Below are 23,989 nucleotides of genomic sequence, written 5' to 3' on the forward strand. Positions count from 1 at the left end.
TCAGCCGGCCACGACCGCCCGGTCGCCGGGGCCGAGGACGCCCGGCGGGGCGACCTCGGCCAGTGGGCCGGAGGCGCCGTAGCGGTGGCCCTGGCCGTAACGGCAGCCGAGGGCGGCCATCGTCGCGGCCTGCCCCTCGGTCTCGATGCCCTCGGCGACGACGGTGACGCCCATGCCGGTGCAGATCTGCACGATCGAGCGGCAGATCGCCTCGCTGCGCCCGCCGTCGGCGCGCGTGAACGAGCGGTCCAGCTTCACCTCGTCGACCGGCATCGCGTGCAGCTGGGCGAGGGCGTTGTAGCCGGTGCCGAAGTCGTCGAGGGCGAAGCGCACGCCGAAGCGGCCGAGGCGGGAAACGGCGCCGGCGGCGGCGCCGAGGTCGGGCAGCGGCGCGGTCTCGGTGAGCTCCAGCAGCAGCCGGTGCGGCGCCAGGCCGTGGCGGCGCACGGCGGCGCGGACGGTCTCCTCGTGCTCGGGGCGGCCCAGGCGGGCGGCGGAGGTGTTGACGTGCACGGCGATGCTGGCCCACGGGCCGCGGAACGCGGCGGCGTCGCGGCAGGCGCGGTCGAGCACGAAGTCGTCGACGAGGCGGATCAGGCCGATGGACTCGGCGGTGGCGATGAAGATGTCGGCGGAGACCGGGCCGAGGCTCGGATGGGTCCAGCGGGCGAGGGCCTCGACGGCGACGACGGTCTCGTCGTCGAACCGCACGATCGGCTGGTAGTGCACGTCGAGGCCACTGCCGTCGCGCAGGGTGGCGGCGAGCGCCTCGGCGAGGTCGGAGCTGCCGGTGCCGTCCGGGAGATCCACGCGGTACCGCACCAGGGTCCCCTTGCCCCGGCGTTTCCCGGCGTACATGGCGGCGTCGGCGCGGCGCAGCATCGCGTCGGCGGAGATCACCGGCCCGTGCTCGCCGGCCTGGACGAGCCCGATGCTCACGCCGACGCCGACGCTGTGCCCGTCGATCTGGAACGGCCGGCCGACCTCGGCCATGATCCGCTCGGCCGGCTCACCGGGGTCGCCGGTGCCCTCGAGCAGGATCGCGAACTCGTCGCCGCCGACCCGCGCGACGGTGTCGCTGTCGCGGACGGCGGCGCGCAGGCGCTCGGCGACCTGGCGCAGCAGCCGGTCGCCGGTGTGGTGACCGAAACGGTCGTTGACGGCCTTGAAGTCGTCGAGGTCGCAGAAGAGCACGGCGAGCGGGCGGCCGTCACGGTGGTGCAGCGCCAAGGCGTGCTCGAGCCGGTCGTGGAACAGCACCCGGTTGGACAGGCCGGTCAGGGCGTCGTGGAAGGCCTGGTGGGTGAGGCGGGCCTGGCTCTCCGAGACCCGGTCGAGCAGCACCGCGTTCTCCACCAGGGTCACCGCCTGCCGGATGATCAGCAGCGAGATGACGGCCGTCTCCACTGCGATCTCCACGCCGTCGACGCGGGTGCCGCGCACCAGCTGCGCGATGAACAGCACGCCGGTGAAGGCGACCGGGACGTACGGCAGCATGAGATGCATCCAGCGCGCGTGCCGGCGCGGCGCGGGCGGCACGCCCGTCTGCGGCCGGACGAGCGCGGCGACGGCGACGAGGGCCTGCCCGGCGATGAACCCGGCGTCGGCCAGCGGCGGCATGCTGTCCGCGCCCTTGGAGACGAGGTACGCGAACGCGCTGTCGGACAGCGACAGGCACAGCAGCCCGGCGCCGAGCAGCGTGAGCTGGCCGCGCCCGGCCGGCGCCGACACGGTCAGCAGCAGGATGATCAGGACGGTCAGGACCAGGTCGGTGACCGGGTAGGCGATGGCGACGGCGAACGCGAACGGCGTCGGCGCGCCGGCCTCGACGACCGAGCCGAGCGTGGTGGCCCAGGTGAGCACGAACAGGGCGCCGACGACTATCAGCCCGTCGAGCACCATCACCAGCTGCCCGGGGCGCCGCCGCGGCGCTCCGCTGGGCGGGCGGGCGGCGGCCAGTGAGATGATCGCCGGCAGCGCGAAGACGGGCAGGGTCAGGTAGCCGGCGTCGGCCAGGGACGGCGAGGGCAGGGCGACGTCACGGAAGAGCTGGGACCAGCTCCAGATCGACTGCCCGATGGTCCAGCCGGCCGTGCCCGCGCCCATCCACAGCCGCCACCGCCGCTGTGCGCCGGTGTGCCGCGGCGCGGTGAGCCAGCAGGCCAGGGTCGCGGCCACGCCCGCGCAGAACTGCCCGAGGTCGTCGACGAACTGCGACCACCACGGGGACAGCAGGCCCGAGCCGCCCAGGGCGACGACCGCGGCCACCGAGACGGCCGCGACGACGAGCGGCTTCGATGCAGATCCGCGCGGCAACCGAATCCATCCTCACCCGAGGTGATCAGGACGACACGCCGGATACGGTACCGCACCCGCCTGCGCGCGCGCCGCAACTCCTGTGTCAAAGCGGGAGCCAGTCGGCGGAGATGTCCGGCACCTGGTCGACGCCGCTGGCGACCAGGACCATCTGCGCGCGGGACAGCTGCTGGCCGTCGGGCCGGAACGTGACGGTGAGGTCCTTGGAGCTGCCGGGCCACCGCTGCACGACCGTCTGCACCAGGTCGTGCGTGTTCGGGTCCTCGCCCTCGGCGTACGACGCCGGCGCGCCGCGGACCTCGACCGGCGTGGCGCCCTGCAGCGGGTTGCCGAACGGCGCGAATGTCGCGGTCAGGGTGCCCTCCAGCTCCATGGAGGCGTCCGCGGTGGCCGAGGCGGCCCAGGTGCCGCGGTCGTCGCCGCCGACGGCGTAGGTGACCCGCGGTGCAACGCCGGGCGCCCACGCGAACGCGAACGGCCTCTCGAACGTCGCCGGCGCGGGCCGGACGCGGGTGGAGTAGGTGATCAGGGCGGTCCGGTCGATGCCCATGCCGGCGGCCTCGAGCTCGGCGACGTGCCCCGGGTCGGGCGCCCAGGCCAGGCGCCGGGCGTCGCCGTCCTCGGCGTAGGTGCCGGACGCCGAGCCGGGGCCGGCGCCGCCGACCTCGTCGCCGTCGGGCAGGGTGGCGCCGGGCCGCACGGTCAGGGTCAGCCGCGGCGCGTCCGCCGGGACCTGGGTCTTCGCGCCGATGCTGCGGCTGGTGTACACCCGGGCGGAGATCGGGCCGTCCGGCGATTCGGTGACGGTGCGCAGCCGCTCCCGGAACCCGGCCGGCGGGTCGCTCAGGCCGTAGGGCATGACGACCACGCGGTCCTGCGCGGAGCCGCTCGGGTCCGGCGAGGCGGGGTGGCGCCCGGCCGGGCGGTGGTCGCCCGGCGGCCCCGAGCCGAGCAGCGCGGCCACGCCGGCGAGCACCGCGACGACGGCCACGGCGACGGCGGCGTACCCGGCGCGGCGCCGCTGTGCCCGGCGCCGGGCCAGGATCGGCAGCGCGCGCCGGATGCGTTCGAGGTCCGGCTCGGCGGCGCGGGCGCGGGCCTCCTGCGCCTGGCGCACGAGCGTCTCCAGCCGGTCGCTCATCGCGGCTCTCCCGTCGGCACCAGGGCGCCGGGCAGCGACTCGCGCAGCGTGGCCATCGCCCGGAGGAGGTGGGTGCGGACCGTGCTGACGCGGCAGCCGAGCAGGTCGGCGATCTGCTCGACGGCCAGGTCCTCGTAGAAGCGCAGCGCGATCACGGCGCGCTGGCGGGGCGGGAGGGTGCCGATCAGCCGGATCACGGCGTCGCGGTCGTCGTAGCCGCCGGTGGGGTCGGCCTGCGGCGCGAGGAGCCCCTCGATCTGGTCGCCGACCTGGACGGTGCGCGAGGCCCGCCGCCGGCGCCACGACAGGAACTCGTTGACGACCATGCGCTGCACGTAGCGCTCGGGCGCGTCGAGCTCCTCGATGTGCGCCCATCGCGCCTGGGCCCTGACCAGGACGTTCTGCACGATGTCCTCGGCCAGGTGGGCGTCCCAGGTGACGACCGCGGCGTAGCGCACCAGCGCACCGAGCCGCGCGGCCACGAACTCCTCGAACGTCACGAACGGTCAACGCCTCGGGGCGGTCGGAACTGCTACGCGGGGCACGAACAATTTCTATCGGTGCCATCACCACGGCGATTGGCCGCCCCCGCCGAAGGCCACCTAGCGTCGGTCGTGTGCTGAATCTTGCTGGCATGCCCGCATACGTGGCCCGCCCCGGCGGCCCCGGCCCCCACCCCGGCGTCGTGGTCGGGCATCTGATCTTCGGCGTGGACGAGAGCACGCGCCGCTGCGCCGACCGGCTCGCCGCGGCCGGCTTCCTGGCGATCGTCCCGGACCTGTACCACCGCACGGCGCCCGGCGCGGACCTGCCGCGCGACGACGAGGGCCGGCGGCGCGGCCTCGAGCTGATGCGGACGCTGACCCGCGACGGCGTCGTCGAGGACGTCGGGCGGTGCGTCGAGTGGCTGCGGGGGCCGGGCCGTGCCGGCCCCCGCGTCGGCATGCTGGGCGTGAGCCTCGGCGGGCACGTCGCCTTCGTCGCCGCCGCGCGGCTCGGCCTGGCGGCGACCGCGGCGCTCTTCCCGGGGTGGCTCACCGGGACCGAGATCCCGCTGAGCACGCCCGAGCCGACCGTCGCGCTCGCGCCCGGCATCCGCGGGCGGGTGCTGTTCCTCGTCGGCGACCGCGACCACGTGGTGCCCGCCGCCGACGTCGCGCGCGTCGGCGAGGCCCTGTCCGGGGCCGGGGTCGCGCACGAGGTCGTCGTCTACCCGGATGCCGAGCACGGGTTCTTTCCGGACGGGCCGGGCCCGGCCGCCGAGGACGCCTGGCGGCGGGTCACCGACCTGTTCGCGACCGCACTCTGAAACAGCTCAGAAGGTCTTCGCCAGCTCGACGGCCTCGGCGTGGGACCGCGAGCGGCGGGCCTCCACCTCCGTGGTGGCCAGGTTGGGGCGGAAGGTCACCTCGGACACGTCGGTGATGCCGGCCCAGCGCAGCCAGTCGTCGAAGTACGGCGCCTGGAAGTCGGAGCCGAACGCGGGGCCGCGGCCCTCGCCGTAGACCGCGCTCGTGTACAGCACCGCCGCCTTGCGGCCCGTCACCAGGCCGGTGTAGCCGAGCTCGCCGTCGAAGCCGAACACCAGGCCGGGCTGGCTCACCACGTCGATGAACTGCTTCAGGATGTACGGGACGCCGGCGTTCCACATGGGTACCGAGAACAGGTATTTGTCGGCGTCGGCGAAGCGGCGGAACGTGTCCCCCGCGGCGCGCCATGCCGCGGCTCCGGCGCCCGTGGGCTCGAGGCCGGCGAAGACGTCCATCTTCGCGGCCGCGGCGGCGGGGCCGAACTCGGGCAACGTGCCGTCCCACAGGTCCCACTCGACGACCTCGTCCTCGGGGTGCAGCTCGCGGTACGCCTGCAGGAACGTGCGGGCCAGCGCGAGCGACTCCGAGCGCTCGCCGCGCGGTGAGGCCGAGATGTGCAGCAGCTTGGACATGACAACCAACCCTTCGTAATAAGTGCGTGCGCACGCACGTTAGCCAATCTGCGTGCGTGCGCACAAGACTGGTACGGTGTGAGCATGGACTCCACCGCCGCCTGGGCGACGCTGCTGCGGGTGCACGCGGCGCTGACACCGCTGCTCGACCAGGAGCTGCAGGCCGCGCACGGGCTCCCCCTGACGTGGTACGACGTGCTGCTCGAGCTCAACGCGGCGCCGGGCCGGCGGCTCACCATGTCGGCGCTGGGCGCCGCCGCGGTCGTCAGCCGCAGCCGGGTCAGCCGCGTCGTCGACGAGCTCGAGCGGGCCGGGCTGGTCGAGCGCGAGGCCAACCCCGACGACCGGCGCTCCGCGTTCGCGAAGCTCACCCCGGCCGGGCGGGCGCGGCTGCGGGCCGCCTCGCCCACCTATGTCGCCGGCATCGAGCGGCACTTCACCGGCCGCATGAGCCGCACCGAGGCCCAGGCGGTGGCGGCCGCGCTGGGCAAGGTCCTGCGGGCGCACGACGCATCGACGGTGGTGCCGCTGCAGACCCGCCCGTAACGGGATCGTGCGCGGCCCGCCGGCACGGTAGGGTGACGCCCATCATGATGCGCGTGCTGCCGCCCCTGCTCGTCATCGGCGGCCCGGCGGGGGCGGGCAAGACCAGCATCGCCGAAGCCGTGGCCAAGCGCGCCGACGCGCCGGTCGTGGGGCTGGCCGACAGCGCCGGCGAGGACCAGCACAGCGTCGACCTGGTCGCGCTGCAGCACCGGCTCGACGTCTTCGAGGACGCCTCGCTGGTCGTGATCGAGGGCGTGTTCGCGCTGACCCTGCCCCCGATTCGCTGGGCCGCGCGGTGGACTGTCTACGTCGACACGCCGCCGGACATCAGCCTCGCCCGCCGTGCGCTGAGCCAGGACGACCCGCGGGCGGTCCTGCGCGCCTACCTCGACGGCGGCCGCGACGCGCACGCCCGCAACGTCGCGCCCGGCCGCCAGCTCGCCGACCTTGTCGTCGACGGCACCGTGGCCCTGCCGGCGCTCGCCGTGCGGATCCACGACTTCATCGCGGCCCGGCCCTGACCAACCATCGCCTGAACACCACCATCACCTGACACTGTCGAGTTGACATCGACGGCCATTGGGGGCGATGCTCCCGAGAGAGCGCTCTCTCCGTGATCATCCACACCCGCCGCCCGATCACACTCCAAGAGCCGAGGTACGCCCCGCCATGACGGTAGAAGCCCTACCGGCGCTGCAACGCGCCCGACAACTGCGCAAACCGCTCCTGCTCGCCGCCGCCACGCTCGCGCTGGTGGCCTGGACCGCCCTGGTCGCGCTGCCCGCCAGCGCCGCGGCCACGCTGCTGTCGCAGGGCCGGCCCGCCACCGCCTCCTCGACCGAGAACGCCGTCTTCCCGGCCACCTCCGCCGTCGACGGCGACGCCGGCACCCGCTGGTCCAGCGCCTTCAGCGACCCGCAGTGGATCCAGGTCGACCTGGGCGGCACCGCCACCATCAGCCAGGTCGTCCTGCAGTGGGAGACCGCGGCCGGCAAGTCGTTCCAGATCCAGACGTCCGCCGACGGCGCGAACTGGGCGAGCATCTACTCGACCACGACCGGCGCCGGGGGCACGCAGACGCTCAACATCACCGGGACCGGGCGGTACGTGCGCATGTACGGCACGGCCCGCACCACCGCCTACGGCTACTCGCTGTGGGAGTTCCAGGTGAACGGCACGCTGGGCACCGGGCCGACCGGCACCCCGACGACGCCGGGCACGCCGACCACGCCGGCCGGCGGCTGCGGCACCACCAACGCCGCCCTCTACGGCACGGCGAGCGCCTCCTCGGCCGAGAACGACGGCAGCAGCGCCGCCGCCGCCATCGACGACAACACGGGCAGCCGCTGGTCCAGCCTGTTCAGCGACCCGCAGTGGATCCAGGTCGACCTCGGCGCCGGCCTGCCGGTCTGCCAGGTGAAGCTGCAGTGGGAGGCGGCGTACGCCACCGCGTTCCAGATCCAGCTGTCGAGCAACGCGAGCAGCTGGACGACGGTGTACTCCACCACGACCGGCAGCGGCGGCACCCAGACGATCACGGTGAGCGGCACCGCGCGGTACGTGCGGATGTACGGCACCGCCCGCGCCACCGGCTACGGCTACTCGCTGTGGGAGTTCGGGGTGTACACCGTCGGCGGCGTCGTCGCCACGCCCACCCCGACCCCGACGCAGCCGGCGCCGGGCAACTGCGCGTGGGTGAACTCCTCGGCGCCGACGGCCACGAAGGTCGCCCAGCTGCTGGGGCAGATGACGCTGCAGCAGAAGACGATGCTGCTGCACGGCACCAACCCGACGAAGACGTACATCGGCGAGGTGATCGGCATCCCGTCGCTGTGCATCCCGACCATCAACTTCCAGGACGGCCCGTCCGGCGTCGGCGACGGGCTCGGCGGCGTCACCCAGATGCCCGACGGCGTGACGACCGCGGCCACGTTCGACTCCGCCTACGCCAAGCTCTACGGGCAGACGATCGGCGCCGAGTTCGCCGGCAAGGGCGTCAACGTCGCGCTCGGCCCGACGATCAACATGATCCGCGACCCGCGCTGGGGCCGCTCGTTCGAGACCTACGGCGAGGACCCCTACCTGGCCGGGCAGATGGCCGCCGCCGACGTGCAGGGCATCCAGAGCCAGGGCGTCATGGCCCAGGTCAAGCACGCGGCCGCGTACAACATCGAGCAGCCGGCCGGCACGATCATCGTCGACCAGCGCACCCTGCAGGAGATCTACCTGCCGGCGTTCCAGACCTCGATCACGCAGGGCGGCGCGGCGTCGGTGATGTGCGGGTACAGCAACGTCAACAACGTCCCCGCGTGCCAGAACCCGCAGCTGCTGAACATCCCGCTGTACCAGCAGGCCGGGTTCACCGGCTTCGTCGGCTCCGACTGGGGCGGTGCGCACTCGACGGTCGAGTCCGCCAACGCCGGCATGACGATGGAGATGCCCGGCGGGTACTTCTACGCCGACTTCCTCGCCCAGGCGGTGCAGAACGGCCAGGTCAGCCAGGCCACCCTCGACACGATGGTGACCCGGGTGCTCACGAAGATGTTCGACTTCGGCATGTTCAACAAGGCGCCCAGCGGCTCGTCCACGGCCACCGTCACCACGTACGCGCACCAGCAGGTCGCCGTGCAGGGCGCCCTGGAGGGCACGGTCCTGCTCAAGAACAACGGCGTCCTGCCCCTGGCCACGACCGGCGGCAGCTCGATCGCCGTGATCGGCGTCGACGCCGGCGCCGGCACGCAGACCATCGGCGGCGGCAGCGGCACGGTCACCAGCTCCGGCACGATCTGGCCGATCACCGGCATCCAGAACCGGGTGGCCGGCACCGGCGTCACCGTCACCTACAACGAGGGCGCCGACCAGGCCGCGGCCGCCAACCTCGCGCGCTCCTCCACCGTCGCGGTCGTGTTCGCCAGCGACAACTACGGCCACGAGGAGGGCGACAACACCAGCCTCAACCTGCCCAACAACCAGGACGCGCTCATTGCCGCGGTGGCCGCGGCCAACCCGCGCACGATCGTGGTGCTCAACAACAACGCCGCCATCCTCATGCCGTGGCTGAACCAGGTGGCGGGCGTGTTCGAGGGCTTCTACGACGGCCAGGGCTGGGGCAAGGCGATCGCCGCGCTGCTCTTCGGCGACGCGAACCCGTCCGGGCACCTGCCGATCAGCTTCCCGACGTCGCTGTCCAACATGCCGACGAGCACCGCCGCGCAGTGGCCCGGCGTCAACGGCCAGGTGCAGTACTCCGAGGGCATGAACATCGGCTACCGCTGGTACGACGCGCGCAACGTCGCGCCGATGTTCCCGTTCGGCTTCGGCCTGTCGTACACCACGTTCGGCTTCAGCAATCTGCACGTGAACGCCATCGCCGGCAACCAGGCGACGGTGACCGCGACGGTGACGAACACCGGCTCCCGCGCCGGCACCGAGGTGGCGCAGCTCTACGTCGGCCACCCCGCCGCCAACGGGGAGCCGCCGCACCAGCTGCAGGGCTTCCAACGGGTCACGCTCAACCCGGGCGCGTCGGCGACGGTGACGTTCACGCTGCCGATGCGGGCGTTCGCGCACTGGGACACCGCGTCCAACGCGTGGGTGGCCTCCGCCGGGGCGTACCAGATCCTGGTCGGCGACTCCTCGCGCAACCTGCCGCTGGCCGGGACCGAAACGGTCCCGGCCACGGTGACGGTGCCACTGCACTGACTAGGAACCGACCACCTCGAAGGGCAACCGAACCGAGGTCACGGTGCCGAGGTCGGCGTTGTTCACCCGGACATCGTCGGCCTCGGCCGCCGTCAGCGAGCGGCGGAAGACCCGGAACTCGTCGAGGGAGCCCTTGAATTGGTCACCGCCGCCCGGCTTCGCGCCGAGCTGGAGGCCGTCGACGGCGAACGCGTCGCCATACGTGGCCGAGCCGGGCGGCGCCGTGCCGGTGGCCAGCGCGACGCCGTCGACGGACAGCGACAGCGTGCCGCCGGCGCGGCTCAGGGCGACGTGGTGCCACTGGTTGTCGCCGAACGCCACCGCCGCCGAGGCGTCGGTCGCGGTCAGCATCGTCGTGGCCGCGTCGGTTTCGAACGCGGCGTAGAGGCCGTCGCGGGACGGGCTCGCCCGCAGCCACAGCTGCCGGTTGGCGGCGCCGACGCCGTACGCCCACAGCAGCACCTGGTCGCCGGCTCCGGAGGCGTACCGCAGCCAGAACGACACCGTGAAGTCCCCGGCGCCGATCGCGGTCGCCGACGAGTACGGGACCTGCACGGCGTCGTCGACGCCGTCGAAGGCGAGCGCCGCGCCGAACCGGCCCGCCGTCGTCGGCTGTGCGCCGCCGCGCACGTAGGCGGTGTTGCAGTGCACGGTCGCGTCGTAGGTGGTCGGCCCGCTCGCCGGGCTCGGGCGCACCACGTTGTGGGCCTGCGTGTAGCCGGACTCGAAGGTCCAGCGCACGGCCGGGTTGTCGCCCGGGTAGGCGCCGCCGGCCAGGGCGGTGGTCTCTGCCGGTGTCAGGGCTCGGCGGTACACCCGGAACTCGTCCAGGTTGCCGGCGAGCACGTCGGCGCCGTCGAGCCGCGAGCCCAGCCGGAGCCCCGAGAGGCCGTGGCCCGCGGTGATCGAGCCGGTCAGCCCCGTGGCGGTGGCCGCCGCGCCGTCGACGGCGAGCCGCACCTGCCCGCCGGTCCGCGTGAGCGTCACGGCGTGCCAGGCCCCGTTGCCGAACGCGGTCGCCGACGAAGAGTCGGGCAGGGCGACGCCGACCGGGCCGGCCGCGGTCTCCACCCAGGCGTAGAGCCGGTCCTGCGCCGGCTGCGCGCGCAGCCAGACCTGCGGGGTATCGGCGCCCATGCCGTACGCCCAGAACAGCACCTGGTTGGGCGAGGCGCTCGTCGCGGAGTACTGCAGCCACGTCGTGAACGTGAAGTCACCGGCGCCGACGTCCAGCGTCGGCACGAACGGCGCCTCCACGCCCGGGTGCGCGGTGTTGACGGCGAGGGCCTTGTCGTTGACGTGCCCGGCCACGAGGCTCGGCGCACCGCCGAGCAGGGTGGCCGTCGCGCAGTGCCCGGACATGTCGTCCTCGACGGCCACCTTGACCCGCGTGGGAACGGTGGCGCCGTCGATGACCTGGAACGGCAGCCGCACCCCGAGGGCGGCGCCGGGCACGTCGGCGTTCGCGCGGACCTGGTCGAGCTGGCCCGTGCCGAGCGCCGTGCGGTACAGCCGGAACTCGTCGAGGGATCCGGCGAACGCCTCGGTGGCGGTGCCGTCGGGCCGGGAGCCGAGGCGCAGCCCGTCGACGCCGCCGGCCGCGGAGCCGGTGACCGAGCCCGACAGGCCCGTCGCGGAGCCGGTGACGGCGCCGTCGACGGTCAGGGTGGCCTGCGCGCCGGCGCGGACCAGGGACAGGTGGTGCCAGGCGCCGTCGCCGAAGGCGGTGGCCGCCGACGGGTCCGGCAGGGCGATCTCGGCACGGCCGCCGACGCCCTCGACCCAGGCGTAGAGGCGGTCCTGCGCCGGCTGGGCGCGCAGCCACAGCTGGGGCTCGCCGGCGCCGAAACCGTAGCCCCACAGCAGCACCTGTTGCGGGCTCGCCGCCGTGGCCTGGTAGTTGAACCACAGCGAGTACGTGAAGTCGCCGGCGCCGGGGTCGATCGTGCGGGCGTAGGGGATCTCGGCGTAGTCGCCGGCGCCGTCGAGGGTGAGGCCCTGTCCGAACCGGCCGGCGGCGAGGGCGGCGTTGCCGCGCAGCAGGGCGTCGTTGGCCTCGCCGGTCACGTCGGGCGTGCTGGCCGCGGCGGCCGGTGAGGCCTGCGGCCAGGGCACGCCGGTGAACGTGCCGGGCAGCCCGAGCTGAGCCGGCGTGAAGCGCACGAAGCGGATCTCGTCGGCGGAGAAGCCGGTGTTGCCGAGCTCGTCGGTCGTCGCGCCGCCCTCGTAGAGCACGCCGATCTCCCCGTCGGTGAGCTCGGCGAGGTCGGAGTAGCCGGACCGCTCGTCGGTGACGAGCCCGCCCGCCGGGCTCTTCCAGGTGACGCCCTTGTCGGTCGAGTAGCGAATTTGCAGCTGGTTGCGAGTCGTCGGGTTCGACGGGCCGGAGAAGAGCATCGTGTCGAGGGCTTTGCTCTGGTACGTCGAACGCAGCGTCAGCACCGCGCCCTCCACGTCCGGCGAGACGAGCGACGGCACCGCGGTGAAGGCGGGCATGGTGTCGCCGCCGTCGGCGCTCACGGCCCGGGCCCGGTGGTTGCCCGTCGACCCGATCTGGTTGCGGGCGGCGGCGTAGACGCTGCCGTCGGGCAGCTCGGCGACGGAGACCTCGCCGGGGTTCATCACGCCTTCGACAAAGGAGTTCGCGGCCACACTGGCGTGCCAGGTGTCGCCGTGGTCGTCGCTGTAGAGCACGCCCGCGTTGACGGTGGTGCTGTTCGGCTGCTGGTGCGCGCCGACGACGAGCCGGCCGGCGTGCGCGCCGGTGGTGAGCTGGATGCCGTGCGACGGCCCGGTGGCGAACCAGCCGGAGTCGCTGCCGCTGAAGTTGACGTTCATGGCCCGGGCCGCCGACCAGGTGAGGCCGTCGTCGTCGCTGCTCTGGACCCAGGGCAGGCGCTTGCCGGAGAGGGTGGCCGGGTTGGAGGTGGTGACGAGCAGGATGCGGCCGGTGGTCATGTCGACGACCGGCGCCGGGTTGCCGCGCGTGTAGGGGGCCGCCGGGTCGGTGTCGCTGCCGGACAGCACCAGCCGGATCGGGCCCCAGGTGCGGCCGTTGTTCGTGGAGCGGCGGACAACGAGGTCGATTTCGCCGCGGTCGGCGCACGTCGGGGACTTACGGGCCTCGGCGAAGGCGAGCAGGCTGCCCGCCTTCGTGCGCAGCAGCGCGGGGATGCGGAAACAGCCGTATCCCGCGGTACCGCTGCGGAAGAGCACCTGCTGCACACCCACCTTGCTGGTGGACAGGCTCACGGATGCGGCGGCCGGTCCGGGGACCGCGGCGGCGGTGAGCACCACCGCCACGGCCCCGGCCAGTACGGCGCGGTTCACGAAGGACATCTCGAGGACTCCATAGCGTTCAAGCCGGGGAAGGTTCATCGGTTCCGGAAGCGGCGCCAGGCGTTGCGCAGGCCGACCCCGAGCGCCGCGGCCACCATGGCCAGGGAGCCGATCGGGTCGCCGGACATCGCGCCCGCCGCCGGGGCGCCGTGCATGATCGACGTCACGGTCTTGCCGACGGTGGCGACGTTGGCCACCGCGTCGCTGCGGGCCTTGTCGAGCTCGGCCGCGTTCGCGAAGTCCTTGCGGTGGTTCTCCTGCCGCTCCTCCCCCTCCGACGCGGCGGTCTTGCGCTTCTTGGGTGTGCCGCCGCCGTTGCCACCGTTGCCCGCGTCGGGGCCGTCGCCCTCCTCGCCGCAGTTGTGCACCAGGACGGGCGCCCCGGCGGTCACCACGTAGTAGGTGTGCACGCCCTCGACGGTGAGGTCGTCCATGTCCTGCTCGCCGGTGAAGCTCTGCACGCCGGTGACGCGCAGGGTCCGCCCGTCGGGGCCGGTGAGCGTGGAGGCGCCGGCCCGCAGCAGCGCGGCCTCACTCCACTTGCCGGCCGCGGCGTCCCAGAACGGGTGGTGGTCGGTCGTGTGGATGACGCTGACCCGCCCGCCGTCGTCGACGGTGACGTCGGTCAGGTCCCGGTCGCGGTTGCGGTGCAGCAGCTGCACCGTCCGCGCCGTGGTCCGGCCGGTGGCCGGGTCGGTGGCCAGGACCCGGTCGCCGAGGCGGACGTCCTCGATCGCCCGGGTGGTGCCGTCGGCCATGAGCACCCGGGTGCCCGGTGCGAAGCTGTGCCGGCAGCCGGACACGCCGCGCTTGGGCGAGCCCTCCGGCTCGGGCGTGCGCCGGGCGCCGCCGCTGAAGCCGCCGAACACCGCGCCGATCCCGGCGCCGGTCACCACGCCCTTGACGTTGACGTGCCCGGTGAGCATGAACTGGCTGACCGCGTCTCCGGCGCCGCCGTTGACCGCGCCGGACAGGGTGCGCCCGGCGAACGACGCCGCGAACGGGCCGAGCTTGCTCATCACGCCGGTGGCCAGTCGGCCGCCGACCGCGCCGCCGACGCCGCCGGCGAGGCCCGACAGCGCGCCGGTGCCGGCCGACTGTGCGAGGTCGCCGAGGTCGTGGATGTTGCCCTCGGCGGCGTCCTTGGCCACGTTGATGATGGCCGCGGCGCCGACCATGCAGGCGACCGCGCCGGCGCCGGCGGTGGCCGCGGTGCACGCCAGGGCGCCGACGATGCCGACACCGATGGCGGCGATCTCGATGATCGCGTTCTTGTGGTCCTTCACGAACTTCTCGGTGGCGTGGTAGGCGTCCCTGACGTGCGTGGCGACCTTCTTGGTGACCCGCACGACCCGCGCGGCCACGTGCTTGGCGGCCTGTTTCACGCGGTGGTACACCTGCCGGACCTTGCGTTTGACCTGCGCGACCTTGCGGGCCACGTAATGGCGCACCTGTCTGATCTTGCGGGTGACGTACTTCTTGACGCTGTGGTAGACGTGCTTGACCGCGTGGACGACCCGGTGCACCACCTTGCGCACCGCGTGCACGACCTTCTTGACGACCTTCTTCACGGCGTGCACCACCTTGTGCACGACCTTCTTCACCGCGTGCACGACGGCGTGCGTGACGTGGGTGGCCGCCTTCTTGACCTTCTTGAAGATGCTGCCGATGCCCCACTGCCCGGTCGGGTCGGTCTCGGTGAGCGGGTTGTCGTCGGCGTAGGCGAAGCGGTTGGCGGCGACCGAGTCCGGCACCGGGTCGACGTCGGCGCCGTCGCGGCTGTCGAACTGGCCGGTGTCGGTGTTGTACCAGCGCGCCTGCATGTTGACGCGGTTGGTGAGCCCGTCGGTCCACTCCGACTGGTAGCCGAGGCTGCCGATCATGCCGGTGCTGGTGGTGACCTTGCCCAGCGGGTCGTACGTCGTCGAGCCGGTCAGCGCGGTGCCGGTGGGCAGGAACTGCCCGACGACGTCGTCGTGCTGGTCGGTCCAGGCTATGCGTTTGAGCGTGCCGGACGTCTCGGCGGCCAGGTCGCCGTCCGGGTCGCGGACGTAGGTGCTGGTGCCGTCGGCGGCGAGGTCGTTCTCGGCGCCGCTGTAGGAGAACCCGGGCCGCAGGGCGCGGCCGAGCGCGTCGTAGGTGTAGGTCTCGTGCACGCCGCCCGGCGCGTCCTGGCTCAGCGCCTGCCCGAAGGCGTCGGACTGGGTGGCCATGGCGCCCTCGCCCGGCACCACCGTGGCCTTGAGGGTGCCGCGGGCGGTGTACTGGTACGTGGTGCCGTCGCTGGAGCTCGTGAGCTGGTTGCGCTGGTCGTAGTTGAACGTCCGGGTGCCCGCCTGGATGCGGTTGCCGGACTTGTCGTAGGCGTAGGCGGTGGTGACGCTGCCGTTGTTCCACGACGTGAGCCGGTCGGCCAGGTCGTAGGTGTAGGCGTTGGCCGCCGCGCCGGCGAAGCCGGTGGTCGTCTTCGACGTCTCGTTGTCGTTGGCGTCGTAGCCGTAGCCGATCTTGCCGACCGAGGCGCCGCCGGCCGTCTTGAGCTCGTCGGTGACGAGGCGGTGCAGGGTGTCGTAGCCGAACGAGCGGGTGTCGCCGCCGGTGCCGTACAGGATGCTCTTGACCTGGGACAGGTTGTTGTAGCTCAGGGTCGCCGCGAGGCCCGCGCCGGCGTTGGTGACGCTGGAGAGCCGGTCGGCGGTGTCGTAGCCGTAGGTGGTGGTGCCGGCGGCGTCGGCCCGGGAGGCCACGAGCCCGTCGGCGGTGTAGGTGAAGGTCGAGCCGCCCGACGGGCCCGACGCCGTCAGCAGCAGGCCCCGGTCGTCGTAGGTGAAGGTGTTCGTGCCGTCGACCGCGGTGGCGCTGGTGAGCCGGCCGGCCAGGTCGTAGCCGAAGCTGCGGTCGGCCGTGGCCACCTCCGCGCCCGTGCCGGTCTGCTTGACCAGGTTGCCGACGTTGTCGTAGGTCATCGCCACGCTCGCGCCGCCGGGCAGCGCGAGCCGGGTCGGCTGGCCGTTGGCGTCGTAGGTGATGGTGTACGTGCGGTCGGCGGCGTTCGGATACCAGCTCGTGGCCGGCTCGATCGTGGACTCGGGCAGGTTCCACGCGTTGTACGTGGTGAGGAACTGGTTGCCGCGCCCGTCGGTGAACCGGGTGCGGTTGCCGCCCGCGTCGTAGCCGAACGACGTCGTGATCGACTCGGTGGCCGTGACCGGCTGGACCTCCGAGAGCACCAGGCCGGTCGGGTCGTAGTTGAACGTGGTCGTGGTGCCGCGCGCGTCGGTCGAGGCGACCACGTTGCCGGCGGCGTCGTAGCGGCTGGTGGCGCGCCGCAGCAGGGTGCCCGCGGCGTCGTAGTCGGCGTCGGCGGTCTGCCGGCCGGCCATGTCGTAGCTGGTGACGCTGTAGGTGCCGTCGGCCAGAGTGGTGCGGGTCGGCCGGCCGGCGCCGTCGTAGGCGTAGTTGGTGACGATGCCGGCCGCGTCGGTGCTGGTGACCGGCTCGCCGGCGGCGTTGTAGGTGGTCGACTCGACCGTGCCGGCCGGGGTCTTCTCGCCGGTCAGCAGGCCGTTGGTGCCGTAGGTGTAGGTGCTGGTGTACGCGGCGCCGGTCTGGCGTACCGCATCCGTCTTGGTCACCACCCGGCCGAGGTAGTCGTAGGTGCTGGCCGAGCGGGCGCCCGTGGCGTCGGTGTCGGTCAGCTCGTCGCCGAGCGCGTCGTAGGTGAAGCTGCGCACGCCGCCGCTGGGCTCGGTGACCGACGCGAGCCGGCCGAGCTGGTCGTAGGCGTAGCTGGTCACCCGGCCGAGCGGGTCGGTGGTGGTGCTGAGCTGCCCGAGGCTGTCGTAGGTGCTGATCGTGACCGGTGTGATCGCCGCGCCGCCGCCGGGCGGGGTGTACGCGGGCAGGCGGGTCGAGGTCTCGCGGCCCTCGGCGTCGTAGCCGGTGACGACGACGTTGCCGTTGGGGTCGCGCTCCTCGACCTGCTCGCCGAAGGTGTCGAAGCCGGCGGCGGTGACCGGCCGCGCCAGCACCGGCGAGCCGCCGCTGCGCTCGGCCATGACCGCCGGGCCCGTGGTGACGGTGAGCTGCCCGGCCTCGTCGTAGTCGTAGTCGGTGACGTTGCCGTTCGGGTCCGTCATCGAACGGGCCAGCCCGTCCTGGTCGAGGCGGTAGCTGGTGCGCACCACCCCGGCGTCGGCGGCGGGCGCGGTGCCCCCGGCGACGGCGGAGACCTCGGTCGCGCTCAGCACCCGGGAGTACACCTGGACGTCGCTGATCCCGCCGGCCCACGGGTTGCCCCGGGTACCGTCGGCCAGGCCCGTGCCGATGAGCAGCGGCCCGCCGGCGGTGAACGACGCGGCGGTGGTGCCGCTGGCCTGCAGTGCGCCGTTGACGTAGAGCCGCATCGCCCCGCTGCCCGCGTCGTACACGGCGGCGAGGTGCGTCCAGGTGCCCAGCGCCGGAGCGCTCGTCGACGTCACCGTCGCCGAAGCCGCGCCCGGCGCGTCGGCGCCGCGCATGACGAACCGCCAGCGGTTGACGTCGTTGTCGTAGCGCAGCTCGAAGGCGTCCTGCTGGGCGCCGGAGCCGCTGACGGCCTTGTGCACGGCGGTGCTGTCGGCGAGGTTGACCCACGCCGACACGGTGAAGCTCGCCGCCGTGTCCAGCGCCGGCCCGGCGGTGGTGATCGCCGACGTGGTGCCGTTGAAGGTGGCGGCGCCGCCCCGGTCGGTACTCCAGGTGACCGCGGTGGCGGTGCCGGCGTTGTTGCCGGCCGAGTCGGCCGCGTTCTGGTTGAGCCGGTAGCGGGCGACCGGGGTCATCGGGCTGTTGTGCAGCGTCTGCGCGGTGACGCGGCCCATCGGGTCGTACATCGTGTCGACGGAGGCGACCAGGCCGGTCGGGTCGGTGAGGGTCTCGCCGACGAGCCGGTCGTCGCGGGAGTAGGTGTAGGTGCTGGTGCGCTTGAGCCCGGCCGGGTCGAACGTCGAGCTCGCCGGGCGACCGGCCGCGTCGACGACGTAGGTGGTGCGGGCGGTGCCGTTGCCGGTGACCTTCGCGACGATGTTGCCGGCGGCGTCGTACGTGTCGTCCTGCAGCACGAACGTGGCGCCGGTCGCCGGGTCCCTGCGGGTCTGCTTCGCCGGCAGGCCGTTGTCGGTGTAGGTGTACTCGGTGACCCAGTTCATCGCGTCGGTCTCCGACGCCAGGCGCCCGGCCGGGTCGTAGGCGTTGCGCTCGATGACGAGGTCCGCCGGAGCGCTCGGGTTGTTCGGGTCGCCGGTGTACCCGGCGATCGTGGTCGTCAGCAGGTTGCCCTCGGAGTCGAACGCCGAGTCGACCTCGGTGCCGTCGGCGTCGATCTCGTGCACCGGGTTGCCGTAGACGTCGTACTCGTATCGGGTCACCTTGCCGGTCCCGTCGGTGACGGTCGCGGGCTGCCCGATCGCGTTGTACGTCGTGGTCTGGCTGCGCGACGCGTCGCCGCCGGTGGCGTCGGAGAGCACGATCGAGGTGGTCAGGCCGTCGCTGTCGAACGCCGTCGTGGTGACCTGGGTGTGCACGGCGCCGCTGACGCGGTTGGTGGTCGGCGGGTCGCTCTGGCGCACGACCCGGTCGAGCTTGTCGTACTGGTACGAGGTGACCAGCCCCGACGGGTAACTGTCGGTGGTCTCCTTCTGCGTGAGCGCCCGGCCCAGCGCGTCGTAGGTGTACTCGGTCACCTTGCCGGCCGGGTCGGTCACCTTGGCCACGTCGCCGCTGCGGTTGTACACGATGCGCTGCACCGCCCCGCCCGGCGTGGTCAGCGTCATCGGCAGGCCGGGCGGCGCGAACCCGCCATCGGCCGCGGCGACGGTGGTGCCGTCGGTGTACGTGGTGCGGGTGACACGCCCGAGCGGGTCGGTGACGGCCGTGCGGTTGCCGGCGGCGTCGTAGGTGTAGGAGGTCAGGTACGTGTTGTCGGTCGCCGACGCCGACCGCCCGTCGCGCATCGTCAGCATGACGTCGTTGCGCGGGTCCGGGGTGAGGATCTTGGTCGTGGCGTCCGGGTAGTAGGTGAAGTAGACCGTCGAGCACTTGTTCGCCGAGCGGTCCTGGCACGTCGTCGACGACACCGTGTTGCCGCGCACGTCGTGCTCGGTGGTGGTGACGTTGCCGTTGGGGTCGGTGACGGTGCGCAGGAAGCCGCCCTCGTCGTAGCCGTACTTCGTCTGCCCGCCCAGCGTGTCGGTCTCGGCCAGGGCGCGGCCGGTGCCGACGTCGTACACGTACGTCATGGTCTTGTTCGTCGGGTCGGTGACGGTGACGGTGCGCGCCGGGGTGCCCGCGGTCGCGTCCCGGGCCGTGTACTGCGCCGTCACCTGGGCCGCGGACAGCTCGCCGCGGAAGAGGGCGACCTCGGCGATCTGGCCCTTGAAGTACGTCGGGTAGGCGGTGTTCGTGCCGGACGTGTTGAGGTTCTGGTCCGGCCACTTGCCGCCGAGGAACCCGGCGCCGACGTAGGTGTAGGGCTGGCCGGTGACGCCGATCGTGCCCGCCTTCGTGCCGACGAGCGCGCCGTCGAGGTACATCGACTGGCTCGTGGTGCCGGCCGACAGCACGACGTGGTGCCACTGGCCGTCGTTGACGGCCTTCGTGGAGGTGAACATGCCGCTGTCGGAGTGCCAGAACTGGCCCAGCAGCTTGCCGCTGGTGCCGACGTACAGCGCCGGCGTGAACGCGGTCGGCGTCGAGGCGTTGGTGATCGGGTCGGCGGAGTAGCCGAAGATGGTGCGATTGGTCGTGGTCGTCTTGAACCACAGGCTGACCGAGATCGGGCCGGCCGCCGGCACGTAGCCCTGCGCCAGGCGCAGGTTGGACTTCGTGCCGTCGAAGCCGGCGACGGTCGCGTCGGGGAACGGGCCGCCGGTCACGCCGAGGGAGACCCCGTCGTAGGACGCGACGGTGCCGTTGACCTCGTTGATGGCGTCGCTGGTGCCGGTCTCGCCGAGGCGCCAGTAGTCGGCGGCGCCGGCGCCGAGGACCGTGCTGGCGTACACCTTGCTCGAACCCGACACCCGCGGCTGGTTGAGCTTCCACACCCCGCCGTTGGCGTCGGTCACCTGCGTGACCGCGCCGCTGCCCGGGTCGTAGGCGACGACCGCCGAGGCGTTGCCCGACGGGCGCACGATCGAGGTGAGCGGGTGGGCGGCCGCGGTCGCGGTGCGGTAGAGCGCGGCGACGTCGGGCGCGGTCAGCGACCGGTCGAAGTAGACGGCGTCGCTGATGGCGCCCTTGAAGAACGAGGCGTAGCCGGTGTTGCTGGTCGTGCTGGCGTGCGGCTCGTCGGGCCAGTCGCCGCCGAGGAAGCCGGCGCCGACGTACTCGTTGGCGGCGCTGAAGTTGTTGATCGTCTGGATGCGGCCGCTCTTCGTGCCGACCTGCGCGCCGTCGAGGTACAGCCACTGCTGGCTGCCGGCGCCGGACAGCAGCACGTGGTGCCACCGGCCGTCGGCGACGGACGCGGCGGTGGACATCGGCGCCGTGCCGCCGTCCCAGAACTGCCCGTAGAGCTTGCCGCTGGCGCCGACGTACAGCGCCGGGGTGAAGTTGCCGGTGGTCGTGGGGTTGTCGATCGGGTCGGCCTGGTAGGTGAACAGCGGCCCCTGGTCGCCGGCGGCGGCCTTGAACCACAGCCCGACCGACATGTAGGTGGCGGTGCTGACCAGCTGCGCGGGCAGCCGCACGGCCGAGGACGTGCCGTCGAACGCCGCCGCCTTCGCCGCCGAGCCCGGCAGCGGGCCGGCCTGGCCGAGGGTGACGTTGCGGTAGGTCGCCACGTCGGTGCCGTAGTTGTCGAGCACGGCGCTGGCCGCCTGGGCGCCGCTGGGCTCGGCCAGCCGCCAGTAGGAGCGCGGGCCGGCGTTGAGCACCGTCGTCGGGAACTGCGAGTTGGTGCCGTACGTGTAGGTGGTGCAGGCCGTCGCGGACGTCGGCGGGCAGACCTTGGTGAGCAGGTCGCCGGTGTAGCCGTACTGCCACGTCTCGGCGATCGACGCGTCGCCGTCGGTGTAGACGCTCGCCACGTGCGCGGCGGTGGCGCCGGACGGCGTCGACCACGTCAGGTGCAGCGATCGGCCCGACACCGCGGTCATCGTCGACAGCCGGCCCGAGCCGTCGTAGCCGAACGTCTCGGCGCGGCCCTGCGCGTCGGCGATCGACGTGATCCCGTAGCGCCCGGTGACGCCGGTGGCCGCGGTGAACGTGTAGACGGTGCCGTCCTTGTCGACGAACCGGTAGCCGCCCGTGATCGCGGTGAACGTCGCGAAGCGGCCCATCGGCGGCGCGTAGCTGCCGTCGGGGTTGCGCCCGAACACCACGTCCTGCCCGCCCGGGTAGGTGACCATGACGGTGCGCAGGGTGCCGCCGTTGTCGCGCTGCTCCTCGGCGTGGGTGTCGACGATGCTGGACCAGCCGGCGCCGAACGCGGATGCGGTGCGCGGGTCCTGGCTGTTGTACGAGCGGGTCACCTCCAGCGCCGGGCCGACCGTCTCGACGGAGGCGTCGGTGGCGCTGGTCGTGTAGTTGGCGACGCTCGGCTCGAAGCCCTGCCCGCCGTTCTGCGCCAGCTCCGAGGTGACCAGCGGCTGCGGCACCGGTGTGCTCAGCGCGTTGACGGTCTGCGACGCGCTGGTCGAGTAGCCGTCGCTGGCCACGACCGACCAGTTGTAGGACTGGCCCCACGCGAGGGTGCCGGCCGGCACGACCCAGCTGCGGGAGGAGATCCAGCCGGACTCGGTGAGCTTCGCGCCGTTCTTGTCGTAGACCGCGAAGTCGTAGGTCAGCGGGCTCGGGAAGGAGTCCGGGTCGTGCGCGGCGACGAGCAGCTCCGGGGTCAGCGTCGGCACGGCGTAGCCGCTCGGCGGGAACTGCTCGTCGACCTGCGGCGACATGCCGGCCGCGTAGGTGACCTGCAGGTACGGCCCGAGGTTGGCCGGTCCGTTGAGCGACGTGAACCGCTTCCACTGCGTGATGTCGGTCTGCGACGCGGTGATAGCCAGGCCGTAGTTCGTGCCGCCCAGCGCCCAGCTCTGGAACGTCGCCGTCTGCAGCGGCACCGTCATCCAGGTGCCGATGCTGCGGTCGCCGCCGGTGTTGGTGCAGGCCGCGCCCGGGTTGGCGGTGACGGTGCCGATCGAGGCGCCGAACGGCGGGCCGGGGTAGGCGCTCACCGAGGCGTTCGTCCACGACTGGGTGATCGGGTTGACGGAGAACGGCTTCGCGGTGCAGGTCGCCGCCCACGAGTCGTAGATCTTCAGCGAGACGGCCGACATCTTCGCGCCGCCGAACGTGGTGCCGAAGGTGTCGAAGTGGATGAACGAGTACGCCTTCGCGGTGCCGTTCCAGGTGCCGGCGAGCAGCTCGTTGTCGCCGCTGTTGTTGCCTGGCTGGGTGCTGTACGCGTAGGTGTCGCCGGACCCGTCCAGCGCGACGGTCGGGTCGACGGTCACCGGGAACACCCGGTCCTTCGCGCGCAGCCACTCGCCGTCGATGCTGATGCGCAGCGCCGGGCCGTCGACGAGCTCGTAGCGCACGCCGCCGGAGCGGGCGAACGAGCCGGAGCGCTCGTCGAACTTCGAGTCGGTCATGTAGCCGGCCGGGATCGTCGCGCGCACCGCGCCGCTGGCGTCGCGCAGCGACACCGAGCCGTCGGTCTCCAGCGCCGGGGTGAGGCCCTGCAGGCGCAGCGGGAAGGTGTACGACGTCGGCGCGTCCGCCGAGTGCAGGACCAGCGACTCCTTCACGCCGGTGGCCCGGGTCTCGAAGCGCAGGTCGACGCCGGGCAGCACGCCTTCGTACACGGCCGTGTCGCCGTCGACCCGGGCCGGGACGTTGCCGGCGCCCGCGAGGGCGTAGGACAGCCCGTGCCCGCCGTCGACGCGCAGCTCCACGAGGCTGGGGTCGGCCGCACCCGGCGCGAGGTCGGTGGCCAGGCCGTTGGCCCGCTGCCGGTAGCGGCCGTCCCCGCCGCGGGCGAGGGTGGTGTCGATCGGCACCCAGCCGCCGGGCGTCTTGTAGTTGACGGGCTGCTGGTACACCTTGCGCGTGTACGAGCCGTCGGGGTTGGCGTAGACGTCGGAGTTCGCCGCCGCCGCCGAGGCCAGCCGCTGGCTGTGCTCCGGGCTGAAGCTCGCGTCGCCGGCGAGGGACGGTGTCGTGCCGGCCGCGGCCCGTTTCTGGCCGGCCGAGTTCGGGTCGACGTACTCGGGCAGCGCGCCGATGCCGTGCCCGGGCGGCCGGCCGGAGCCGCGGTGCGCGTCCGTGTCGTCGGCGGAGACGTGGGATGGCCCGGGGTCGCCGCCCCGGGCCTGTGCGGGAAGACCGCCCACCACCGGCAGGCCGCTCTCGCGCCAGTCGTTGAGGAACCATTGCAGCCCACCGAGCGGGAACCCGCTCCCCGGCCGCTGCGGCTCGGAAACGCCGCCGACACTCAGCACCAACGCCACCATCGTGGCGAGGACGACCCAACGCTTGGCGCGTACGCGCCAGCGGCCCCGCTCCGGAAGCTCCACGGCACGTAGCCTGGTGGACGTCCTACGTTGACGCTATTGAATGTCGCGCTTCTTGAGGATTCCTGGAGACTGGATCAAAACTCGTCGAATCCGGACAGACGCGTAGAACATAGGACGTTGGATGTTGTGGCCCTCAGGAGACGGCCAGGCGCAGGGCCAGGGGCGGGCCGGAGGCGGCGCCGGTGCCGACCGCGACCACGGTGCCGCCGGCCGAGTCGACGGCGGGCAGGGCGGTCGCGCCCGGCGAGGCGGTCACGGTCCACGCGCCGCCGCGCAGCCGGGCAACGCGGGGCTCGGCGCCGGCCGCGCCGCTGACGGTGCCGGTGGCCCACACGTCGCCGCCCGAGACCGCCACCGAGGTGAACTGCACGGGCGAGAGCGCCACGACGGACCAGGCGGTGCCGTCCCAGTGCAGGACGCCGCCCTGCCAGTCGGCGCCGATGGTGGCGT

11 protein-coding genes are annotated in these 23,989 nt (G+C 73.0%); 4 read left to right on the forward strand and 7 right to left on the reverse strand.

The features are described from left to right. The 3 genes from ABD901_RS37595 to ABD901_RS37605 form a co-directional block, all read right to left on the reverse strand. Complete coding sequence (locus tag ABD901_RS37595) at positions 1 to 2,316, reverse strand: putative bifunctional diguanylate cyclase/phosphodiesterase (RefSeq protein ID WP_345134623.1); 2,316 nt, start codon at positions 2,314 to 2,316, stop codon at positions 1 to 3. Between the two features lie 85 nt (positions 2,317 to 2,401). Continuing rightward, positions 2,402 to 3,457: a hypothetical protein gene (locus tag ABD901_RS37600; protein ID WP_345134625.1), complete on the reverse strand. Its 1,056-nt coding sequence runs from the start codon at positions 3,455 to 3,457 to the stop codon at positions 2,402 to 2,404. Continuing rightward, positions 3,454 to 3,957: a SigE family RNA polymerase sigma factor gene (locus ABD901_RS37605; protein WP_345134627.1), complete on the reverse strand. Its 504-nt coding sequence runs from the start codon at positions 3,955 to 3,957 to the stop codon at positions 3,454 to 3,456. The genes ABD901_RS37600 and ABD901_RS37605 overlap by 4 nt, the downstream gene beginning before the upstream one ends. A gap of 134 nt (positions 3,958 to 4,091) precedes the next feature. On the opposite strand from ABD901_RS37605, the gene ABD901_RS37610 reads away from it, so the two are divergent. Further along, positions 4,092 to 4,766 (forward strand): dienelactone hydrolase family protein, encoded by a 675-nt coding sequence (locus tag ABD901_RS37610; protein ID WP_345134629.1) that lies wholly within the window; start codon positions 4,092 to 4,094, stop codon positions 4,764 to 4,766. Between the two features lie 6 nt (positions 4,767 to 4,772). Here ABD901_RS37610 and ABD901_RS37615 read toward each other — a convergent pair whose 3' ends face one another. After that, the gene (locus ABD901_RS37615; protein WP_345134631.1) at positions 4,773 to 5,399 is read right to left on the reverse strand and encodes an FMN-dependent NADH-azoreductase; all 627 of its coding nucleotides are present in this window, start codon (positions 5,397 to 5,399) and stop codon (positions 4,773 to 4,775) included. A gap of 84 nt (positions 5,400 to 5,483) precedes the next feature. On the opposite strand from ABD901_RS37615, the gene ABD901_RS37620 reads away from it, so the two are divergent. The 3 genes from ABD901_RS37620 to ABD901_RS37630 all read left to right on the forward strand — a co-directional run bounded on the left by ABD901_RS37620 (position 5,484) and on the right by ABD901_RS37630 (position 9,647). After that, a complete protein-coding gene (locus ABD901_RS37620) occupies positions 5,484 to 5,945 on the forward strand; it encodes a MarR family winged helix-turn-helix transcriptional regulator (protein ID WP_345134633.1) in 462 nt (153 codons plus the stop codon). Between the two features lie 44 nt (positions 5,946 to 5,989). Then, positions 5,990 to 6,466 carry a hypothetical protein gene (locus ABD901_RS37625; protein ID WP_345134635.1) on the forward strand — a complete coding sequence of 159 codons (477 nt, stop codon included), beginning with the start codon at positions 5,990 to 5,992 and terminating at the stop codon, positions 6,464 to 6,466. 148 nt (positions 6,467 to 6,614) lie between these two features. Continuing rightward, on the forward strand, positions 6,615 to 9,647 hold the full coding sequence (locus ABD901_RS37630) for a glycoside hydrolase family 3 C-terminal domain-containing protein (protein WP_345134637.1): 3,033 nt from the start codon (positions 6,615 to 6,617) through the stop codon (positions 9,645 to 9,647). Here the strand turns inward: ABD901_RS37630 and ABD901_RS37635 are convergent, their stop codons facing one another. The 3 genes from ABD901_RS37635 to ABD901_RS37645 form a co-directional block, all read right to left on the reverse strand. Continuing rightward, entirely contained in the window at positions 9,648 to 12,986 is a 3,339-nt protein-coding gene (locus tag ABD901_RS37635; RefSeq protein ID WP_345134639.1) for a LamG-like jellyroll fold domain-containing protein, read from the reverse strand. It abuts the gene before it with no gap. A 35-nt stretch (positions 12,987 to 13,021) separates the two neighbouring features. Then, entirely contained in the window at positions 13,022 to 23,539 is a 10,518-nt protein-coding gene (locus ABD901_RS37640; protein ID WP_345134641.1) for a LamG-like jellyroll fold domain-containing protein, read from the reverse strand. Between the two features lie 133 nt (positions 23,540 to 23,672). Beyond that, positions 23,673 to 23,924, reverse strand: coding sequence for a hypothetical protein (locus ABD901_RS37645; RefSeq protein WP_345134643.1), 252 nt, complete (start codon positions 23,922 to 23,924; stop codon positions 23,673 to 23,675). Positions 23,925 to 23,989: the final 65 nt, after the last annotated feature.

The organism is Dactylosporangium darangshiense (assembly GCF_039537565.1).
In the GTDB taxonomy this organism is placed as follows: Bacteria; Actinomycetota; Actinomycetes; order Mycobacteriales; family Micromonosporaceae; genus Dactylosporangium; species Dactylosporangium darangshiense.

Bases quoted from the DNA above. Each gene is read 5' to 3' on its own strand.
- ABD901_RS37615 (WP_345134631.1), bottom strand. From the start codon at position 5,399: ATGTCCAAGCTGCTGCACATCTCGGCCTCACCGCGCGGCGAGCGCTCG.
- ABD901_RS37620 (WP_345134633.1), top strand. From the start codon at position 5,484: ATGGACTCCACCGCCGCCTGGGCGACGCTGCTGCGGGTGCACGCGGCG.
- ABD901_RS37625 (WP_345134635.1), top strand. From the start codon at position 5,990: ATGATGCGCGTGCTGCCGCCCCTGCTCGTCATCGGCGGCCCGGCGGGG.
- ABD901_RS37635 (WP_345134639.1), bottom strand. From the start codon at position 12,986: ATGTCCTTCGTGAACCGCGCCGTACTGGCCGGGGCCGTGGCGGTGGTG.
- ABD901_RS37610 (WP_345134629.1), top strand. From the start codon at position 4,092: ATGCCCGCATACGTGGCCCGCCCCGGCGGCCCCGGCCCCCACCCCGGC.
- ABD901_RS37600 (WP_345134625.1), bottom strand. From the start codon at position 3,457: ATGAGCGACCGGCTGGAGACGCTCGTGCGCCAGGCGCAGGAGGCCCGC.
- ABD901_RS37630 (WP_345134637.1), top strand. From the start codon at position 6,615: ATGACGGTAGAAGCCCTACCGGCGCTGCAACGCGCCCGACAACTGCGC.